15 protein-coding genes are annotated in these 17,386 nt (G+C 72.8%); all 15 read right to left on the minus strand.

All coding sequences use genetic code 11. From position 1 onward, the window contains the following. Window positions 1-561 (minus strand): flavodoxin-dependent (E)-4-hydroxy-3-methylbut-2-enyl-diphosphate synthase (locus ACIQGZ_RS27870; protein ID WP_402607033.1); only part of this gene is annotated, 561 nt, incomplete at its 3' end. A 109-nt stretch (window positions 562-670) separates the two neighbouring features. Beyond that, window positions 671-1,699: an adenosyl-hopene transferase HpnH gene (gene hpnH / locus ACIQGZ_RS27875; protein ID WP_402607036.1), complete on the minus strand. Its 1,029-nt coding sequence runs from the start codon at window positions 1,697-1,699 to the stop codon at window positions 671-673. Between the two features lie 2 nt (window positions 1,700-1,701). Continuing rightward, complete coding sequence (locus ACIQGZ_RS27880) at window positions 1,702-2,439, minus strand: 1-hydroxy-2-methyl-2-butenyl 4-diphosphate reductase (RefSeq protein WP_402607038.1); 738 nt, start codon at window positions 2,437-2,439, stop codon at window positions 1,702-1,704. Beyond that, complete coding sequence (gene shc, locus ACIQGZ_RS27885; protein WP_402607168.1) at window positions 2,436-4,670, minus strand: squalene--hopene cyclase; 2,235 nt, start codon at window positions 4,668-4,670, stop codon at window positions 2,436-2,438. The genes ACIQGZ_RS27880 and shc overlap by 4 nt, the downstream gene beginning before the upstream one ends. A 63-nt stretch (window positions 4,671-4,733) precedes the next feature. Continuing rightward, window positions 4,734-5,816: a polyprenyl synthetase family protein gene (locus ACIQGZ_RS27890; protein WP_402607040.1), complete on the minus strand. Its 1,083-nt coding sequence runs from the start codon at window positions 5,814-5,816 to the stop codon at window positions 4,734-4,736. Between the two features lie 125 nt (window positions 5,817-5,941). Further along, window positions 5,942-7,486, minus strand: coding sequence for an FAD-dependent oxidoreductase (locus ACIQGZ_RS27895; RefSeq protein ID WP_402607042.1), 1,545 nt, complete (start codon window positions 7,484-7,486; stop codon window positions 5,942-5,944). 109 nt (window positions 7,487-7,595) lie between these two features. Continuing rightward, complete coding sequence (hpnD, locus tag ACIQGZ_RS27900; protein ID WP_402607170.1) at window positions 7,596-8,453, minus strand: presqualene diphosphate synthase HpnD; 858 nt, start codon at window positions 8,451-8,453, stop codon at window positions 7,596-7,598. 41 nt (window positions 8,454-8,494) lie between these two features. After that, window positions 8,495-9,544, minus strand: coding sequence for a squalene synthase HpnC (hpnC, locus tag ACIQGZ_RS27905; RefSeq protein WP_402607172.1), 1,050 nt, complete (start codon window positions 9,542-9,544; stop codon window positions 8,495-8,497). A 322-nt stretch (window positions 9,545-9,866) separates the two neighbouring features. Then, entirely contained in the window at window positions 9,867-10,697 is an 831-nt protein-coding gene (locus ACIQGZ_RS27910; RefSeq protein WP_402607045.1) for an ABC transporter ATP-binding protein, read from the minus strand. Beyond that, window positions 10,690-11,604, minus strand: coding sequence for an ABC transporter permease (locus ACIQGZ_RS27915; protein ID WP_402607047.1), 915 nt, complete (start codon window positions 11,602-11,604; stop codon window positions 10,690-10,692). The genes ACIQGZ_RS27910 and ACIQGZ_RS27915 overlap by 8 nt, the downstream gene beginning before the upstream one ends. A 127-nt stretch (window positions 11,605-11,731) precedes the next feature. After that, entirely contained in the window at window positions 11,732-12,577 is an 846-nt protein-coding gene (locus tag ACIQGZ_RS27920; protein WP_402607174.1) for a glycosyltransferase family 2 protein, read from the minus strand. Window positions 12,578-12,627: 50 nt separating this feature from the next. Beyond that, entirely contained in the window at window positions 12,628-13,443 is an 816-nt protein-coding gene (locus ACIQGZ_RS27925; protein WP_402607049.1) for a CDP-alcohol phosphatidyltransferase family protein, read from the minus strand. Then, window positions 13,421-14,482: an iron-containing alcohol dehydrogenase family protein gene (locus ACIQGZ_RS27930; RefSeq protein WP_402607052.1), complete on the minus strand. Its 1,062-nt coding sequence runs from the start codon at window positions 14,480-14,482 to the stop codon at window positions 13,421-13,423. The genes ACIQGZ_RS27925 and ACIQGZ_RS27930 overlap by 23 nt, the downstream gene beginning before the upstream one ends. Next, window positions 14,470-15,225, minus strand: a complete 756-nt coding sequence (locus tag ACIQGZ_RS27935; protein ID WP_402607054.1) for a sugar phosphate nucleotidyltransferase — start codon at window positions 15,223-15,225, stop codon at window positions 14,470-14,472. The genes ACIQGZ_RS27930 and ACIQGZ_RS27935 overlap by 13 nt, the downstream gene beginning before the upstream one ends. Then, window positions 15,222-17,177, minus strand: coding sequence for a DUF5941 domain-containing protein (locus ACIQGZ_RS27940; protein ID WP_402607176.1), 1,956 nt, complete (start codon window positions 17,175-17,177; stop codon window positions 15,222-15,224). Before ACIQGZ_RS27940 ends, ACIQGZ_RS27935 begins: the two co-directional genes overlap by 4 nt. Window positions 17,178-17,386 lie beyond the last annotated feature (209 nt).

Below are 17,386 nucleotides of genomic sequence, written 5' to 3' on the forward strand. Positions count from 1 at the left end.
GATGTCCCGGAAACCGTGCTCCTCGAAAAGCGAGCACTCCCACAACGCCGACTCCACCAACGCCTCAGGCGTCGCCCGCCCGTACTTCTCCAGCAGCCGCCGGTCCAGCGACCCCGCGTTCACCCCGATCCGAATCGGCGTCCCCGCGGCCGAAGCAGCCTTCGCGATCTCCCGCACCTTGTCGTCGAACTGCTTGATGTTCCCCGGATTCACCCGCACCGCCGCACACCCCGCGTCAATCGCCGCGAACACGTACTTCGGCTGGAAATGAATATCCGCGATCACCGGAATCTGCGACTTCCGCGCGATCAGCGGCAACGCCTCCGCGTCATCCTGCGACGGCACCGCCACCCGCACGATCTGACACCCCGACGCCGTCAACTCCGCGATCTGCTGCAACGTCGCATTGACATCAGCCGTCACCGTCGTCGTCATCGACTGCACCGACACCGGCGCATCACCACCCACCGGCACACCCCCCACCATGATCTGCCGCGACCGGCGGCGCACAGCAAGCGGCTTGAGCGGCATGGAAGGGATACCGAGTGAGATCGCGGTCATGGGTGTCACCCTCACTGTGATGCAGTTCGGTTCTGGGGAGTAGATGGGTGAGTGGGCGCCCGCCGTGGCGCGGGCCGGCGGCCCGCGCCACGGCACACGGTGGTGCTGCTCAGTGGCCGCGGTTGCTCGCGACCGTCTCCTTGGCCGCCCGGATGGACGCCTTGAGCGACCCCATGGTCGCCAGCACGGCGGTGGGCTCGTAGCCGCAGTGCGCCATGCAGTTCTCGCACCGCGCGTCACGGCCCCGGCCGTACTTGGACCAGTCGGTCTTCTCGATCAGCTCACGGTAGGTGGGCACATACCCGTCGGCCATCAGGTAGCAGGGGCGCTGCCAGCCGAAGAGCGAGTAGTTGGGGATGCCCCACGCGGTGCACTCGAAGTCGACCTTGCCCTCCAGGAAGTCCAGGAAGAGCGGGCTGTGGTTGAGCCGCCAGCGCAGCCGGTTGCCGCCGGCGAACGCCTTCTTGAACAGCTCGCGGGTCTGCTGCACACCCAGGAAGTGCTCCTGGTCGGGTGCCTTCTCGTAGGCGTAGCCGGGCGAGATCATCATCTCGTCCACCTTCAGCTCGTCATTGAGGTAGTCCAGCACCTCGATGACGGTCTGCGGGGTGTCGGTGTTGAAGAAGGTGCTGTTGGTGGTGACCCGGAAACCGCGCGCCTTGGCTTCCTTGATCGCCGCCACCGCCTCGTCGAAGGTGCCTTCCTTGTCCACCGAGGCATCGTGCCGCTCCCGCAGGCCGTCGATGTGCACGGTGAAGGCGAAGTACGGCGAAGGGGTGAACTTGTCCAGCTTCTTGCGCATCAGCAGAGCGTTTGTGCAGAGGAAGACGTACTTCCGCTTCTCCACCAGCTGCCTGACGATCTCGTCGATCTGCGGGTGCATCAGCGGCTCGCCGCCCGCGATGGAGACCATCGGGGCGCCGGACTCCAGCACCGCGCCGACCGCCTGGGCGACCGGCATCCGCTGCTTGAGCACCCCGGCGGGGTGCTGGATCTTGCCGCAGCCCTCGCAGGCGAGGTTGCAGGCGAACAGCGGTTCGAGCTCCACGATGAGCGGGAACTTCTCCCGGCGCTTCAGGAGTTTCTGCTGAAGGAGGTACGTGCTGATCCGCGCGGTCTGGCGCAACGGCATGGCCATGACTAGCTCGCCTCCTGAGGGAGCGTCCGGATGGTGGTTTCGGATGTGTGGGTACGGTCGGGTGCGCTGTCCTGGGAGGCCAGAGCACGATGCCAGGCGGTGAAGGCGGGCACGGCGGAGCGGAGTGCACGCCAGGCGCGCACTCCGCTCGGGACGGTGCCGGGGCGCAGCAGCTCCTGCTCGGGGGTGTCGACCACGATGCGAGCGGCGGCCACGGGCAGCCCGGGGGCTGCCCGTCGGGCGGCGGCGAGCACCGCGGCGGTCTCCATGTCGACGGCAGTCGCGCCGCCGGAGTGCAGTCGGTGGCGGGCGGCGGCACCGCGCACCACGTGGTCGGCCGAGTGCAGCCTGCCGGTGTGCACCGTCAGACCATGGGCGCGCAGGGCGTCGGCGAGCAGGCGGGACGTGGGGATCTCGATCGAGGTCTCCTCGTCGTCGCGCACCTCATCGGCAACAACGGCGTCCCCCGGACGTATTCCCGGGCTGACGGCGGCGCAGAAGCCGGTGACCAGCAGGGCGCTGTGCCCGTCGGTGCCACCGGCGAGCAGGCCGCTGACGGACCGCCCGGCGCGGTCCGGGCCCATGCCGGTGGCGGCGAGCACCGCCGGGCCGCCGGCCCGGGAGTGCCCACCGGGCGCCGTCCAGTCGCCGCCGCGCAGCGCCCACCGCTCCACACCGAGGGCGCAGACCACCAGCAGCGGTGCGCCTGGGGTGGAGGTGGGCGATGCTGACGGTCTCATCGCACCGCCCTCGCCCCGGCCTCGCCCGAGCCGGTGACCGGCCCGTCGCCCCGGTCGGTGGCGGGGGCCGCAGCGGGGGCCGGCAGGCTCGGGGCGCTCGGCCCACCCTGCCCGCCCTGGCCGCCCTGCCCGCTCTGGCCGCTCTGGCCACCCTGGCCGCTCTCCCCGCTCTGCGCGACGACCTGCGGCGCCTTCTCCGGCTGCGCGGGCAGCTCCGACAGCTCGGGCTGCCCGACCCGGTCCTCCTGGACGGCGGCACCGGGCCCGGGGGAGCCGTGCAGATAGCGGCCCAGTGCGGTGACCGGGAAGACCAGCCGGTAGAGGTTGTAGTTGATGGAGAAGTCCCACGGGAATCCGGTCCCGGTGAACTGCGGCTCGTCCCAGGTGCCTTCGGGCAGCTGGGTGGCGGCCAGCCAGGCGACGCCCCGGTCCACCGCCTCGCCGCTCTCCCCCGCCGACAGCAGCGCCATCAACGACCAGGCGGTCTGCGACGCGGTGGAGTCACCGCGACCGGACCAGTGCTCCGGGTCGTCGTAGGAGCGCATGTCCTCCCCCCAGCCGCCGTCGGCGTTCTGGTGCTCCTCCAGCCAGCGCACCGCCCGGCGGATCGCCGGGTGCGCGGTGGGGATGCCCGCCGCGATCAGCGCGGGGAGCACCGAGCCGGTGCCGTAGACGTAGTTGGTGCCCCAGCGGCCGAACCAGGAGCCGTCCTTCTCCTGGTTGCGCAGCAGCCACTCGACGCCGCGTCTGGTGCGCGGATCGCGGGCCTTGCCGACGTCCGCCAGCATCTCCACCACATGGCCGGTGACATCGGCCGACGGCGGGTCGATGACCTCTCCGAAGTCGCAGAACGGCAGCTTGTTGGGCAGGCTGCTGGTGTTGTCGACGTCGAAGGCGCCCCAGGCGCCGTTCTTGGACTGCATGCCCAGATTCCAGGCGACGCCCCGGTCCACCGCGGCGCGCACCCGCTCGGGGTCGGGGTGGGCCACCCGGCGCAGCGCGAGCACCACCTCGGCGGTGTCGTCGATGTCCGGATAGGTGTCGTTGTCGAACTCGAACGCCCAGCCGCCGGGGGCCAGGTCGGGCCGCCGCACCGACCAGTCGCCGCCGCGCCGCACCTCCTCGCCGAGCATCCAGTCGGCGGCGGCCACCAGCGCCGGGTGGTCGGCGGGCAGACCCGCGTCGGCCAGGGCGATGGTGGCCAGGCAGGTGTCCCAGACCGGGGACTGGCAGGCTTCCAGCCAGCGCCTGCCGTCGGCCGTGTGGACGGTGAAGCGGTCGAGCGCGCTGAGCCCGGCCCGCATCACCGGGTGCTCCAGGGCGTACCCCTCCAGGTGCAGCGCGATCAGCGAGTAGACGGCGGGCGGCTGGATACCGCCCCAGCAGCCGTCGGCCTCCTGCCGCTCCACGATCCAGCGGGTCGCCTGACCGAGCGCCAGTCGGCGGATCGGCCGCACCGCCCGGTTGTGGTAGGCGTGCAGCACCCGGTCCAGCCGCTGGAACAGCCCGTCCCAGCTGGTGGGCGAGTCCATCCGCCCGCTGGGGAAGGGGTCGGCCAGGTCGGTGTGCAGCTCGTCCAGCGCGAACGGCGCGGGGCGGACCGGGCGGTGGGCCGAGACCACGGTGAGCGGCACGATGGTCTGCCGGGCCCAGCAGCCGAAGGAGTAGATGTTCAGCGGCGCCCACTTGGGCAGGAACATCAGCTCCGGCGGCATCTCCGGCAGCCGGTCCCAGGGCCACCAGCCGAACAGGGCGAGCCAGATGCGGGTGAAGACCCTGCTGGCCGCGATGCCGCCCTGGGCCCTGATCCAGGCCGCGGCGGTGGCCATGTGCGCGGCGCCGGGGTCGTCCCCGGCGAGCTTGAGCGCGACATACGCCTCGACCGTGGTGGACAGCTCGGGCGGGCCGCCGTAGAAGGTGGCCCAGGTGCCGTCGTCCCGCTGCTGGGAGCGGATCCACTCGGCGGTGGCCCGGGTCTCCTCGTCGGTCCGGATGCCGAGGAACTGCCGGAGCAGCAGGTCCTCGGCGTCCATGGTCACATTGGTCTCGAGGTTTCCCTTCCACCAGCCCTGCTCGTTCTGCAACGAGAGCAGATGGGCGGTGGCGCGCTCCAGCGCGGTGGCTGCCGCGAGCCGGGGCGGTACCGGCTCGCCGTCCGAGGCTCCCGTCCCCCCGGGGGCCTCGCTCTTACCGTCGGGCAGCTGCCCGAGGTCTTGCAGAGAACTCTGCATCGCGACCGGCTCGGGATCGTACTCGGGGTCGAGCCGGCCGTCCGCAGTTGTGGTCACGTGGATTCACCTCTCCCGTACGACGACGAATTCGGCGAGTGCGACAAAGTGCTCGCGCACCACGTCGGGCATGGGCACCTCGTCCAGGGCGGCGAGGGCGGTCTTGTGCTGGCGGCGGGCTTCGTCCTGCGTCCAGGCGCGGCCGCCGGCCTCCTCGATCAGGGCCGCGCGGGCGGCGAGCTGCTGCTCGTCCTCGTCGCCCCGGCCCTCCGGGTCGGCGAGCAGCTCCGCGAGCCGCAGCGAGGCGGGGCCGCCGTCGGCCAGGGCGGCGGAGACCGGCAGCGACTTCTTGCGCTGCCGCAGGTCGCCCCAGTGCGGCTTGCCGGTCACCTCGGTGGCGCCCCAGATGCCGAGCAGGTCGTCCACCGCCTGGAAGGCGAGGCCGAGGTGGTAGCCGTAGCGCTCCAGGGCGTCCGCGACAGTGTCGTCGGCGCCGGCCAGGACGGCTCCGATGGAGGAGGCGCAGGCGAGCAGGGCGCCGGTCTTGTTGCCCTCCATCTCCAGGCACTCGTCCACCGTCACCCGGTCCCGGTGCTCGAAGGAGAGGTCCTGCGCCTGGCCGTCGATCAGCTTGCGGGTGGCGACGGTGATCCGCCGGACGGCTCGGGCGGCGTCGACGGGGCTGATGGCGGAGGTGTCCGGTGCGTCGAGCAGCACCTCGGTGGCGAGCGCGAACAGCGCGTCACCGACCAGGATCGCCTGGGCCGCCCCGAAGACCGTCCAGGCGGTGGCGCGGTGGCGGCGGGTCTCGTCGCCGTCCATCAGGTCGTCGTGCAGCAGCGAGAAGTTGTGCACCAGCTCGACGGCGGTGCCGCCCGGGGCGCCGATCGCCGGGTCGGCGCCGACCGCCTGCGCGGACAGCAGCGCCAGCGCGGGCCGGACCGCCTTGCCGCCGTCGCCTGCGGCGGGTCGGCCGTCGCGGTCGATCCAGCCGAAGTGGTAGGCGGCGACGGTGTCCATCGGGGCGGCGAGCCGTCCGACGGCCTCGCGCAACTGCGGGGTGCACAGGGTGCGGCCCCGCTCCAGGAGGGCCGGCACCGACACCGTCCCCTCCACGGGCTGCGTGTCGAGGCGTGAATCCACGCGCATTCCCTCTCCCTCGGGTGTGTGGTCCGCTGCGTGCGGTGGCGCCTGGAGCGGCGCGGGTTCGGCGGGGTCGCCCCGCCGGTGCGGCCGGGCCGGGGCGGACCCGGCCCGGGGCGCGGTCGGTCCGGTCATCGCGGCCACCGTCCCGCCGCGTAGGCCGCCGTCAGGTCGGCGCGTCGGTGGCCCAGGGCGGCGAGCGCCTCGTCCGCTGCGGTGTGCCCGCTGCGGACGGCGCCCTCCATGGTGGCGGGCCACCCGGTGGCGGTCCAGGCGCCGGCCAGCAGCAGTCCGGGCGTCCGGGTGCGGGCGCCCGGCCGCAGCCGGGCGCTGCCCGGCGCCGGGTCGAAGGTGGCGGTGCGCTCCCGGGTGACGAAGAAGTCCAGCACCTGCGCGTCCCGGGTGGCGGGCAGCAGCCGCTCCAGCTCCGGCAGGTAGCGGCGGCGCAGCTCGGCCACCGGCAGGTCGATCTCGTCGTACGCGGCCGACTGGGAGAGCGCCAGGTACTGGGCGTGCTGGTCCTGCGCGGCGAGCCCGGAGTGCCGCGTACGGTCGAACACCCACTGGACGGGGGTGCCGATGCCGGCCAGGAACGGCCGGCGCAGCACCTTGCGGTCGTAGACGACGTGCACATTGAGGATCGGTGAGGTGCCGAGGCGGCGCAGCCGGTCCTGGTCGTCGATGCTGTCCGGCGGGAGCAGGTCGGCTGCGGCGTCCTGGGGCACGGCCAGCACCACCGTGTCGGCGGGCAGCAGCTCACCGCCGGCGGGCAGCTTGTCGCCCTCGACCCGGACGATGTGCCGGTCATGCCCAGGAGTCGCACGACCGTGCGTACTCGAACCTTGGGGCGTGCCACGGTCGGCGTCCGAACCGTCCACGCCGGGGCTGTCCGTTCCGCCGGCGGACGACTTCAGGGAGGTCGCCCTGGCCCGCAGCAGCACCCGGACCCCGCCCCGGTGCAGCGCGTCCAGTGCCGTGTCATGGTGCAGGACGCCCAACGGGGCGTCGGCCCAGCCGATGTCGGAGGCGCCCGGGGCGGAGAGCAGCCCGGTCTTGAAGACCATGGCGGCCAGCGCCAGCGACACCTGGTCGGCGGTGGCGTTGAGGGTGGCGACGCCGACCAGGTCCCAGAGCGCCTCCAGGGTGCGCGGGGACTGCCGGTACTGCCGCAGCCAGTCGCCGAAGGACCGGTCGTCCAGCGCCGGGTCGGCCGGGTCCAGCCCGTACAGCGCGAGGGCCGCCCGGACGACCCGCAGCCGCTCGACGGCGCTCAGGTGCGGGTAGGTCGCCAGGCTCGCGGCCAGGTGCAGCGGCACCGGCAGCCCGGTGCGGCGCAGCCGGCCGAGCCGCAGGCCGGCGGTGCTGCCGGGCCGCGCACCGGCGACGTCCAGCACCGGCACGTCGAGCCGCCGCTGGAGGGAGACCAGCCGCCCGGCGCCGAGCCGGTCGATCAGGCCGCGGTAGGCGGTGCAGCAGCGCAGGAAGACATGCTGGCCGTTGTCGACCGTCAGATTGCCGCGCTGGAAGGAGAAGGCCAGGCCGCCGAGGCGCGGCCTCCCCTCGACCAGGGTGACGGCCAGCCCGGCCTCGGCCAGCCGGAGGGCCGCGGTGACACCGGCCAGCCCGCCGCCGATGACCACCGCGGTCGCGCGGTCCCCGCGCACGGTGCTGCTCATCGCCCCTCCCCCCGGGTGCGGTCCCCGCCGGCCGGCGACCGCACCGCTGCTCCCCTGGTCGGGCCCGGCCGACCGCCGTCCGCGGCGGCGACCGGTGCCGGTGTCGCGGTCAAGAGCGACCTCCGGCCAGGCCGGAGAGTGCCACATACGCCTTCTCCCAGCCGGGCAGCGACACCCGGCCACGCAACACCGACAGCGGCTCTGCGGCAATCCGCTGCAGCAGCCTGTGGTAGATGCCCGCCATGGCGGCGGTACATGCCCGGCTGCGGCGGTCCAGCATCGGGAGGAGCAGCAGCCCCTCCTCGAAGTACTGCTGGGCGCGGGCGGTCTGGAAGGCGATCAGGCCGGTGAAGTCCGCACCGCTGGGCGGCTGCGGGGCGTCGAAGCCGCCGGCGCAGCCGAAGCGCTCCAGATCCTCGGCGGGCAGGTAGCTGCGGCCGGTGGCCGCGTCCTCCCGCAGGTCGCGCAGGATGTTGGTCAGCTGGAGGGCCAACCCCAGGGTGTCGGCGTACTCGGCGCCCAGCTTGGGGTCGGTGCAGCCGAAGACGCCGAGCGACAGCCGGCCGATCGAGCCGGCCACGCAGCGGCAGTAGGTGCGCAGGTCGTCGAAGGTCGTGTACTGCGCGCCGCGCAGGTCCATCTCCACGCCGTCGATCAGCTCGTCGAAGGCGTCGATCGGGACGGGGAAGCGCACGGCGGCGTCGGCCAGGGCGACCTTGATGGGGTCGGTGTCGTTCTCCTGCACCTCGCCGGCCCGCACCTCGCCGAGCAGCGCCCGGGTGCGGCCCAGCAGTTCCGCCTTGCGCTCGGGCGGGAGGTCGCCGTCGCCGATGTCGTCGACCCGGCGGGCGAGCGCGTAGAGCGCGGACATGGCGAGCCGCTTGGGCTCCGGGAGCAGCCGGATGCCGTAGCTGAAGTTGCGCGCCTGCATGCCGGTGACCGCTTCGCAGTACCGGTACGCCGCCATGACCTGCGCGGACGCCAGTGGTGATGCCGCCACCCCGGGGCTCACCTTCCCTTCACGTATGTGGCCGCCGCTTCCCGCAGGAGGCGGCCCTTGGCGGGCTTGGGCGGCCCGAGCAGTACGTCGTACCCGACGGCGGTGATCGCCCCCAGGGCGGCGCGCCCGCCGGCGGTGAAGCCGGCCAGCAGCAGCCTGAGCCGTCCACGCACCGTACCTACCAGGGGAGCCCCTTGATCGAGCAGGGTCCCCGCTCGCTGCGACTGAAAGGCGATCAGGTCGCGCACTCGCCCACCGGCGGTGGGGGCGGCGAGGTCCGCCTCCGTCACACCGAACCGGTCGAGGTCCTCCGTGGGCAGGTAGACCCTCCCCCTCGTCAGATCCTCCGCAACGTCCTGCAGGTGCTCGATCACCTGTAGGGCGCTGCAGACCGCGTCCGAGCGCTCCACCCGTTCGGGTGTGGAGACGCCGGCGATGGAGAGCACCAGCCGGCCGACGGGATTGGCGGACAGCTCGCAGTAGCCCAGTAGGTCCTGGTACGTGGCATACCTGGTGGTCTGTTGGTCCACCCGGTTCGCCTGGATCAGGTTACGGAAGGGATCGGGGGTCAGCCCGTGCTTTTCCACCAGCGGCACCAGAGCACGCATCAGCGGATGGCGCGGCGCCTCGACTCCGCCGGAGCCGAGCACTATAGCGAAGACCCGGTCCAGGTCGCGATCCAGTCCGTCCAGCAGGGCCAGCCGGAAGGCGATCTCGGCCGCGTCGGGCGGACCGGCGGCGGCCGCCGGTGACTGCGGCCGGGCCGACGGGGACGACTGGGATGGCTGGGCTGACGGGGATGGCTGGGGTGGCTGGGACGGTTCCGGTGACTGCGGGCGCGGGGTGTCGACGCCGAGGACCTTGGCGACCAGGTCCGGCTCGTCCAGGTCGCCGTCGCCGGCGTCGTCGACCAGCCGGGCGAAGCCGTAGACCGCCATCAGGTCGTCGCGCCAGGCCGCGGGCAGGAAGAAGGGGGCGACCGGGAAGTTCTCCCTGGCCGCCTTGCCCAGCACGGCGCCGTCGGACGGCGCACCGGGAGTCGGAGAGCTGCTGTCCACGGTCACCGGCGACCACCCGGTGGGCTGCCGGTACGTCGCGGCACCGGGCCGCGCGCCCCCTCGAAATGGGCCGAAGCCGCCACTGGCGTCACTCCCCCGTTCTACACCGATCTTGACAGCGTGCACACAGCGGACACGCCCTCACCCGCAGGACAGCACATCACGCGCCGGTTCCCACGGGTGCGGACTCACTCTAGGTGGCCGCTCGGACAATGGACCCGCCGGGGTGATCATTCCTCGGGAATAAAGTGAAAGGCCGAGGGCCGGCACCGGGTACGGCCCAGTGCCGGCCCTCGGCCGGACGCGAAGCGGAGCGGCGCGGTCAGCGCTTGTTCTCCTTCTCGTACGCCTTGATCACCTCGTCGGTCGGGCCGTCCATGACCAGCTCGCCCTTCTCCAGCCAGATCACGCGGTTGCAGGTGTCCCGGATCGACTTGTTGTTGTGGCTGACCAGGAAGACCGTGCCGGCCTCCTTGCGCAGCTCCCGGATGCGGGCCTCGCTGCGGCGCTGGAACTTGGCGTCGCCGGTGGCCAGCGCCTCGTCGATCATCAGCACATCGTGGCTCTTGGCCGCCGCGATGGAGAACCGCAGCCGGGCCGCCATACCGGAGGAGTAGGTGCGCATCGGCAGCGAGATGAAGTCGCCCTTCTCGTTGATCCCGGAGAACTCCACGATGTCGTTGAACCGCGCCTTCACCTCCTCCTGGCTCATGCCCATCGCCAGTCCGCCGAGGATGACGTTGCGCTCACCGGTGAGGTCGTTCATCAGGGCCGCGTTCACGCCCAGCAGCGACGGCTGGCCCTGGGTGAAGACGGAGCCCCGCTCGGCCGGCAGCAGCCCGGCCACGGCCTTCAGCAGCGTCGACTTGCCGGAGCCGTTGGAGCCGATCAGGCCGATCGACTCGCCCTTGTACGCGATGAAGGAGACCCCGCGCACCGCGTGCACCTCGCGCACCGACGGGGAGCGCCGCTTGGAGACGATCCGGCTCAGCGCCGAGGTGGCGCTGCCCTTGCCGCTGCCGGCGCCGTGCACCCGGTAGACGATGTGCAGGTCGTCCACGACCACGGTGGGGATGTGCTGCTTGACCAGCTCGTCGACATCGACGTCCGCCGTCGCGTCCACGGCCTTGGTCTCGGTCGGTACGTCAGCCACGGCCGTACTCCTCCTCAGCCTTCCAGAAGTACAGGAACCCGCCCACGCCCGCGAGCACGGCCCAGCCGACGGCCCAGGCCCACACATGGGGCGGCAGCACGTCGGACTTGACCGAGTCGAGCAGCAGGAAGCGCATCAGGTCGATGTAGACGGCGGCGGGGTTGGCGTCCAGCACCAGCTGGGCCCAGCCCGGCGCCTTCTTGGCGAACGCCGCCATCGGGTACATCACACCGGAGGCGTACATCCAGGTACGGGTGATGAACGGCATCAGCTGCGCCGTGTCGGTGATCTTGGCGCCGACCCTGGCCAGCCCCAGCGCCAGGCCGGTGTTGAAGACGAACTGGAGCATCAGCACCAGGATGACCAGCGCCCACGACACCATCGGCGGGTTGGCGAAGGCGACGATCACCAGCAGCACGATCATCGAGAACAGCAGCTGCTGGAGCTGGATGATCGTGAACGCGATCGGCAGGCAGGCCCGGGGGAAGTGCAGCGCCCGGACCAGCCCGAGGTTGTCCGCGATCGACCGGGTGCCCGCCAGGATGGCGTTCTGGGTGAAGGTGAAGACGAAGACGCCGATGCACAGGTACTGGATGAAGTGCGGAGTCCCGCGCTTGGTGTCCAGCAGCAGGCCGAAGATCAGGTAGTAGACCGCGCAGTTGAGCAGCGGAGTCATCACCTGCCACAGCTGCCCCAGCTTGGCCTTGGTGTACATCGCCGTCAGGCGTGCCGTGGCGTAGGCCACGATGAAGTGCCGCCGCGACCACAGCTGTCGTACGTAGGCCGGCAGGCTCGGGCGGGCGCCGCTCACCGACAGGCCGTACTTGGCGGCGAGCTGCGCCGGGGTCAGGCCCTGGTCGGGGCCCGCCGCCACTGCGGGGCGGATGTGCTCACTCACTGTTGACACTTTCGTCCTATGCGAGATCGGCAGGTCCGGCTTCCGTTCAACGGGCGCTCCCCTGCAATCGTGCCGTTGCTGCTGCAACGGGGATCTTCGCGGGCCTGAGTCCGCAGGTCAAATGAGGAACCGATGATCAGATGACGGGTGGGCGACCGAGCCGCGTCAACCGCCACACCGTACGCCAGCGCATGGGTCTGCGCGGACCGCAGGGGGTTCTCCATCCTTCCCGGAATCCTCCCACCCAGGCCCGCAGCGCCGCCCGGGAGGGGCGGCGCGCCAGGGTGAGCAGGACCCAGGTACCCAGGTACGCGGGGACCAGCAGCGCGGGCAGGTTGCGACGAGCCAGCCACACCCGGTTGCGGGCCACCATCCGGTGGTATACCGCATGGCGACTGGGCAGTGTGGTCGGGTGATGCAGAACGATGTCCGACCGGTACTCGATGGACCAGCCGGCGTCCAGCGCCCGCCAGGCCAGGTCGGTCTCCTCGTGGGCGTAGAAGAACTCGCCCGGCAACTGCCCGGCCTGCGGGAAGACCGCACTGCGCACCGCCGAGGCGCCGCCCAGGAAGGTGGTCACCGGCGAGGAGCGCATCGGGTCCGAGGCGCGCAGCCGGGGGACGTGGCGGCGCTGGGTGACGCCGGTGTCCGGATCGGCGATCCGGAAGCTGACGATGCCCAGCCCGGGGTCGGCGGTGAAGGCCGCGCGGAGCTTCTCGGCGGTGTCGTCGCCGGGCAGCAGCCCGTCGTCGTCCAGGAACAGCACCGCGTCGACCCCCGAGCCGTCCGGTCCGAACGCCTCGATGCCGACGTTGCGGCCGGCCGGGATGCCCAGGTTCTCCGCCAGCTCGATGCCCCGGACACCCGGCGGCAGCGGGGGCAGCGGCGCGCCGTTGCCGACCACCACCACCTCGACGGCCGGCCCGCGCTGGGTGGCCACCGAGTGCAGCAGGGCGTTCAGCTCGGCCGGCCGGTTGCCCATGGTGAGCACCACGGCGCCCAGCCGGAAGCCGTCCGGGGCGGCGGCCGCGCTCACCGCAGCCTGCTCGACAGGATGATGCTGGCCAGGTGCAGCAGGGTCTGCACCACCGCGATGGCGGCCAGCACCGCGACCGCGATCCGGGTGAAGAGCAGATCGCCGTGGACCGTGTCGGCGATCCCGACGGCCAGGATGACCAGGGACGCCTCCACGCCGCCGACCAGGCGGTGGAACTTCAGCGCGGCGGCCGCCTTGCGGGCCTTGGCGACCCCGGAGGACCGGGGGGCGGAGGCGGTGTCCTGCACGGCGGGCAGGCCGCTGCGGATGCGGGCCACGTCCACCAGGTCGGTCTCGGCCTTGATCAGGATGGCGCCGAGCGCGGCGACCGTACCGATGAAGGCCCACTGCCAGTGGGCGGCGGCGCCGTCCCGGTGGAACAGGTCGGCGGCGCGCAGGCCGGCCCCGGTGAGCAGGGCCGCCTCGGCCAGGTAGTGGCCGACCCGGTCCAGGTAGACGCCGGTGACCGAGGTCTGCCGGCGCCAGCGGGCGACCTCGCCGTCCACGCAGTCCAGCAGCAGGTAGAGCTGGATCAGCACGGCGCCCAGCACGGCACCGGCCACGCCGGGCACCAGCAGGCCGGCGCCGGCGGCGATGCCGGTGAGCATCATCAGGTAGGTGAGGCTGTTGGGGGTGACCCGGGTGTTCACCACCAGGCGGGTGATCCGCAGCGAGATGGACCGCATGTAGATGCGGCCCGCCCAGTGTTCACCGCTGCGGCGGTCGAGGAGGCCCCCGGGGTGGACGACCGAGCGCAGCTCGTCAACCGAGGGGCGGGGGGCGGTCAGCTCAGCTGTTGACGGCTTGGACATAGTCGGTGTACGCGTCCCGGATGGCAGAAGGGGAAAGGTCGAGGTGCTCGAGGATGGTGAACCGGCCCGGCCGGGTCTGCGGCGCGTAGTGGACCGCCTCGGTGAACTCCTCCTCGGAGAAGCCGATCTCCTTGGCGGTCACCGGCAGCCCGTGGCGCGCCAGGCTCCGGGCGATCAGCCCGGCGCCCTCCCGGTCGCCGCGCAGGAAGGTGGCGAAGGCGGCCCCGAGGCCGACCTGCTCGCCGTGCTGGGCGGACCGCTCGGGGTGCAGCAGGTCGAGCGCGTGCGAGATCTCATGGCAGGCGCCGGAGGACGGGCGGGTGGAGCCGGCGATGTTCATCGCGATGCCGGAGAGCACCAGTGCCTCGGCGAGGGCGCAGAGCAGCGTGTCGTCCGCCAGCGTCCCCGGGTGGCGCAGCAGCACCTCGCCCGCCGAGCGGGCCATGGCGACCGCCAGGCCGTCCACCGGCTCGCCGGTGATCCGCTGGGAGAGCTCCCAGTCGGCGCAGGCGGAGATGTTGGAGACCGCGTCGCCTATGCCGGACGCCACGAAGCGCCGGGGGGCGCTGCGGATGACGTCCAGGTCGATGACGATGCCGATCGGGCTCGGCACGCCGTACGAGCCGCGCCCGGCGTCGTTGTCCAGGATCGACACCGGGGAGCAGATGCCGTCGTGGGCGAGGTTGGTGGCCACCGCGACCACCGGGAGGCCGACCCGCGCGGCGGCGTACTTGGCGGCGTCGATGATCTTGCCGCCGCCCAGGCCGACCACCGCGTCGTAGTGGCCGGCCCGCATCGCGTCCGCGAGCAGCACGGCGGAGTCCAGCGTGCCGTCCGCGACCGAGTACCAGTCGGCGCCGGGCAGCTGGGCCTCCAGCCGTTCGCGCAGCACGGCGCCGGACCCGGCGCTGATCACCACCGCGATCCGGCCGGAGGTGGACAGCCGCTGGTCCGCGAGGACCGCCGCCAGGTCGTTCAGCGCTCCGGGGCGGATGTCGACGACGACCGGCGACGGGATCAGGCGGGTCAGTACCGGCACGCGATCTCCCTGGCCTTCGCGAGGTCGTCGTGGTTGTCGATCTCCACCCAGGAGACCTCGCCGATCGGCTGCACGTCGATCCGCAGGCCGCGGTCGACCATCTCCTGGTAGCCGTCCTCGTAGTACAGCTGCGGGTCGCGCTCGAAGGTGGCCTGGAGCGCGGAGGCCAGCGCGTCGGCGGCGGAGGGGTTGATCAGGGTGACGCCGATGTACTCACCGGTGGCCTCGGCCGGGTCCATCAGCTTGGTGATCCGCCGGACGCCCTTCTCGGCGTCGGAGACCACCTTCATCTCCTCGTCGGCCAGCTGCTTGACCGTGTCCAGGGCGAGCAGGATGCCGGGCTGCTCGCCGGCGGCGGTGCGGCGCTCGTTGGCCTCCAGCATGGTCCGCTCCACCGAGACCGGGTGGACGGTGTCGCCGTTGGCCAGCACCAGGCCCTCGCGGAAGAGGTCGCGGGCGCACCACAGGGAGTAGGCGTTGTTCCACTCCTCGGCCTTGTCGTTGTCGACCAGGGTGAGGGTGACGCCGTACTTGCGCTCCAGCTCCGCCTTGCGGTCGTACACGGCCTCCTTGCGGTAGCCGACGACGACGGCGACGTCCCGCAGCCCGACCTCGGCGAAGTTGCCGAGGGTGAGGTCCAGGACGGTCGTCTCGCCGTCCACCGGCACCAGGGCCTTGGGCAGGGTGTCGGTGTACGGGCGCAGGCGGCGGCCGGCTCCCGCGGCCAGAACGAGGCCGATCATGCGGTGTCTCCTGTTTCGTCGTGGACTGCCGGCGCTTCGCCGCCGAAGACCCAGAAGCGGATGCTCTCGGCCAGGACGACCAGCGCCAGGACGGCCGCCATGGCCGCCAGGGTGAGTTGCAGGGCGTGGGCACCGGGCAGCTGGTGGCCGGCCGCTCCGTGCGGACTGCCGCCGTAGGCGAGCGCGGCCGCGACAGTGAGCAGCAGCACCCGCCCCTCATGGCCGCCGGCCGCGCGCACCAGCCACCGCGGCGGCGCCCCGGTGCCGCCGCGGATGCGGTACACCGTGTCGTAGTGATGGTATGCGACGGCTGCGACCAGCCCGAAGGCGGCGGGCAGCGCCGCGTCGGACAGCCGGGCGGCCAGTCCGAGCACGGTGAGGTATTCGGCGGCGCGGAAGACCGGCGGGACCAGCCAGTCCAGCGGGCCACGCAGCGGGCGGGCGACCGCCAGCGAGGAGGTGACCAGGTATCCGGCGGCGGCGGCCACCGCCCACCACGTCCCGGCGCCGCCCAGCAGCACCCCGGCGAGCAGCAGCGCCGCACCGGCCACCGCGACCACGGGGGTGGCGAAGGCGGGCAGCCGGCGCGCCGACGGGCGCAGCAGGCGGGCGCCGGCCTCCGCGAGGGGGCCGGAGTCGGCCAGGTCGCCGAGCGCGACGGCGGCCCGCTCGGTGCGGACCCGGTGCCGGGTGACCGAGCGCAGCACCCGGCCCGCGGTGGTGTAGCAGGCGGCGAAGGCGCAGCCGATCAGCAGCACGATGAAGGTGGTGCGCGGCGTGGTGACGGCGGTGAGCACCGCGATCAGCGCCCAGCGCTCCCCGATCGGGAGTACCACGATGCGGCGCGCCCAGACCGTCCAGCCGACGCCGTCCAGCCGGTTGGAGAGCTGCGCGGTGGGGCTGGAGTTGCCCTCGGCGTCATGGTTGGCCTCGGTGAAGGCGAAGTCCACCACATGGCGGCAGCTCTGCAGCACCATCGCGCCCAGCGCCAGCGCCCATACGTCGTGGCCGCCCCGGGCGGCGCCCAGCGCCAGGCCCGCGTAGTAGGCGTACTCCTTGGCCCGGTCGAAGGTGGCGTCCAGCCAGGCGCCCAGCGTGGAGTACTGGAGCGAGTAGCGGGCCAGCTGGCCGTCGGTGCAGTCCAGGACGAAGGACGCGATCAGCAGCACGCCGGCCGCGACGAAGCCGGGGCGGGTGCCGGTGGCGGCGCAGCCCGCGGCGATCAGCGCCACCAGCAGGGAGGCGGTGGTGACCTGGTTGGGGGTCAGGCCGCGCCGGGCGCACCAGCGGGCGAGGTAGCGGGAGTAGGGGCTGACGCAGTGGGTGGTGAAGAAGCCGTCGCGGGACTTCACCGCGCGCCGGAGCCGCACCGCCTCGTCGTCGACGGCGGCGACGGCCTGGGCGGCGCGCTGCCGGTCGGCGTCGGCGGCGGGGACGGTGGCGACCAGTTCGCCCAGCTCGGGGCGGTACACCTCGGTGCCGGACTCCTGGAGGGCGGCGGCGAGGGCGTCGGGCAGCACGGTGGCGGGCAGCAGGGCGGCGCCGGCCCTGGTGTCCCCGGCGGGCCTGCTGTCGCCGGAAGACTGGGGGCCGGCGGAGGGCTGGGGGCCGGCGGCCAGCCGCTCGGCGGCGGCGGTGAGCGCGGCGCGGGCCTGCGGCCCGTCGGCGGTCAGCGCGCCGGGGACGGCGGCGGCGGGGAAGCGGGGGTCGGTGAGGCCGAGCCGCAGGGCGTGCCGGTGGCCGACGAAGCGGCGGTCCAGCACCGCGACGCGCTCACCGGCCGGGGCCTCGGCGAGCATCCGGGCCAGCTCCCGGGGGCCGCCCGCGTCCAGGACGCGGCGGTAGCCGAGCGCGGCGAGGTCCGCGGGCAGTGCCCCGTGCGCCCCACCCGGATCGCCGTCCGGCGCAGGAGTGCCGCCCGGGGCAGGACCGGTGAGGATGGCGGTGGACAGCGGATCTCACTCCCTGGATGTGCTGGGACCGGAAAGTGCTGGGACCGGAACGTGTTGGGACCTGAACGTGTTGGGACCTGAACGTGCTGGGACGGCCGCCTGCCCGGCAAGGTCGCAGGCAGGGCCGGGGCGGATGCGCCGCTCCGGTGGATGGTGTCGGCAGAGGCTATCGGATGACCTGTCGGAGAACCCCAGGGGAGTCCCCGGAG

Origin of the sequence: Streptomyces sp. NPDC092296, assembly GCF_044755465.1 — a bacterium.
In the GTDB taxonomy this organism is placed as follows: Bacteria; Actinomycetota; Actinomycetes; order Streptomycetales; family Streptomycetaceae; genus Peterkaempfera.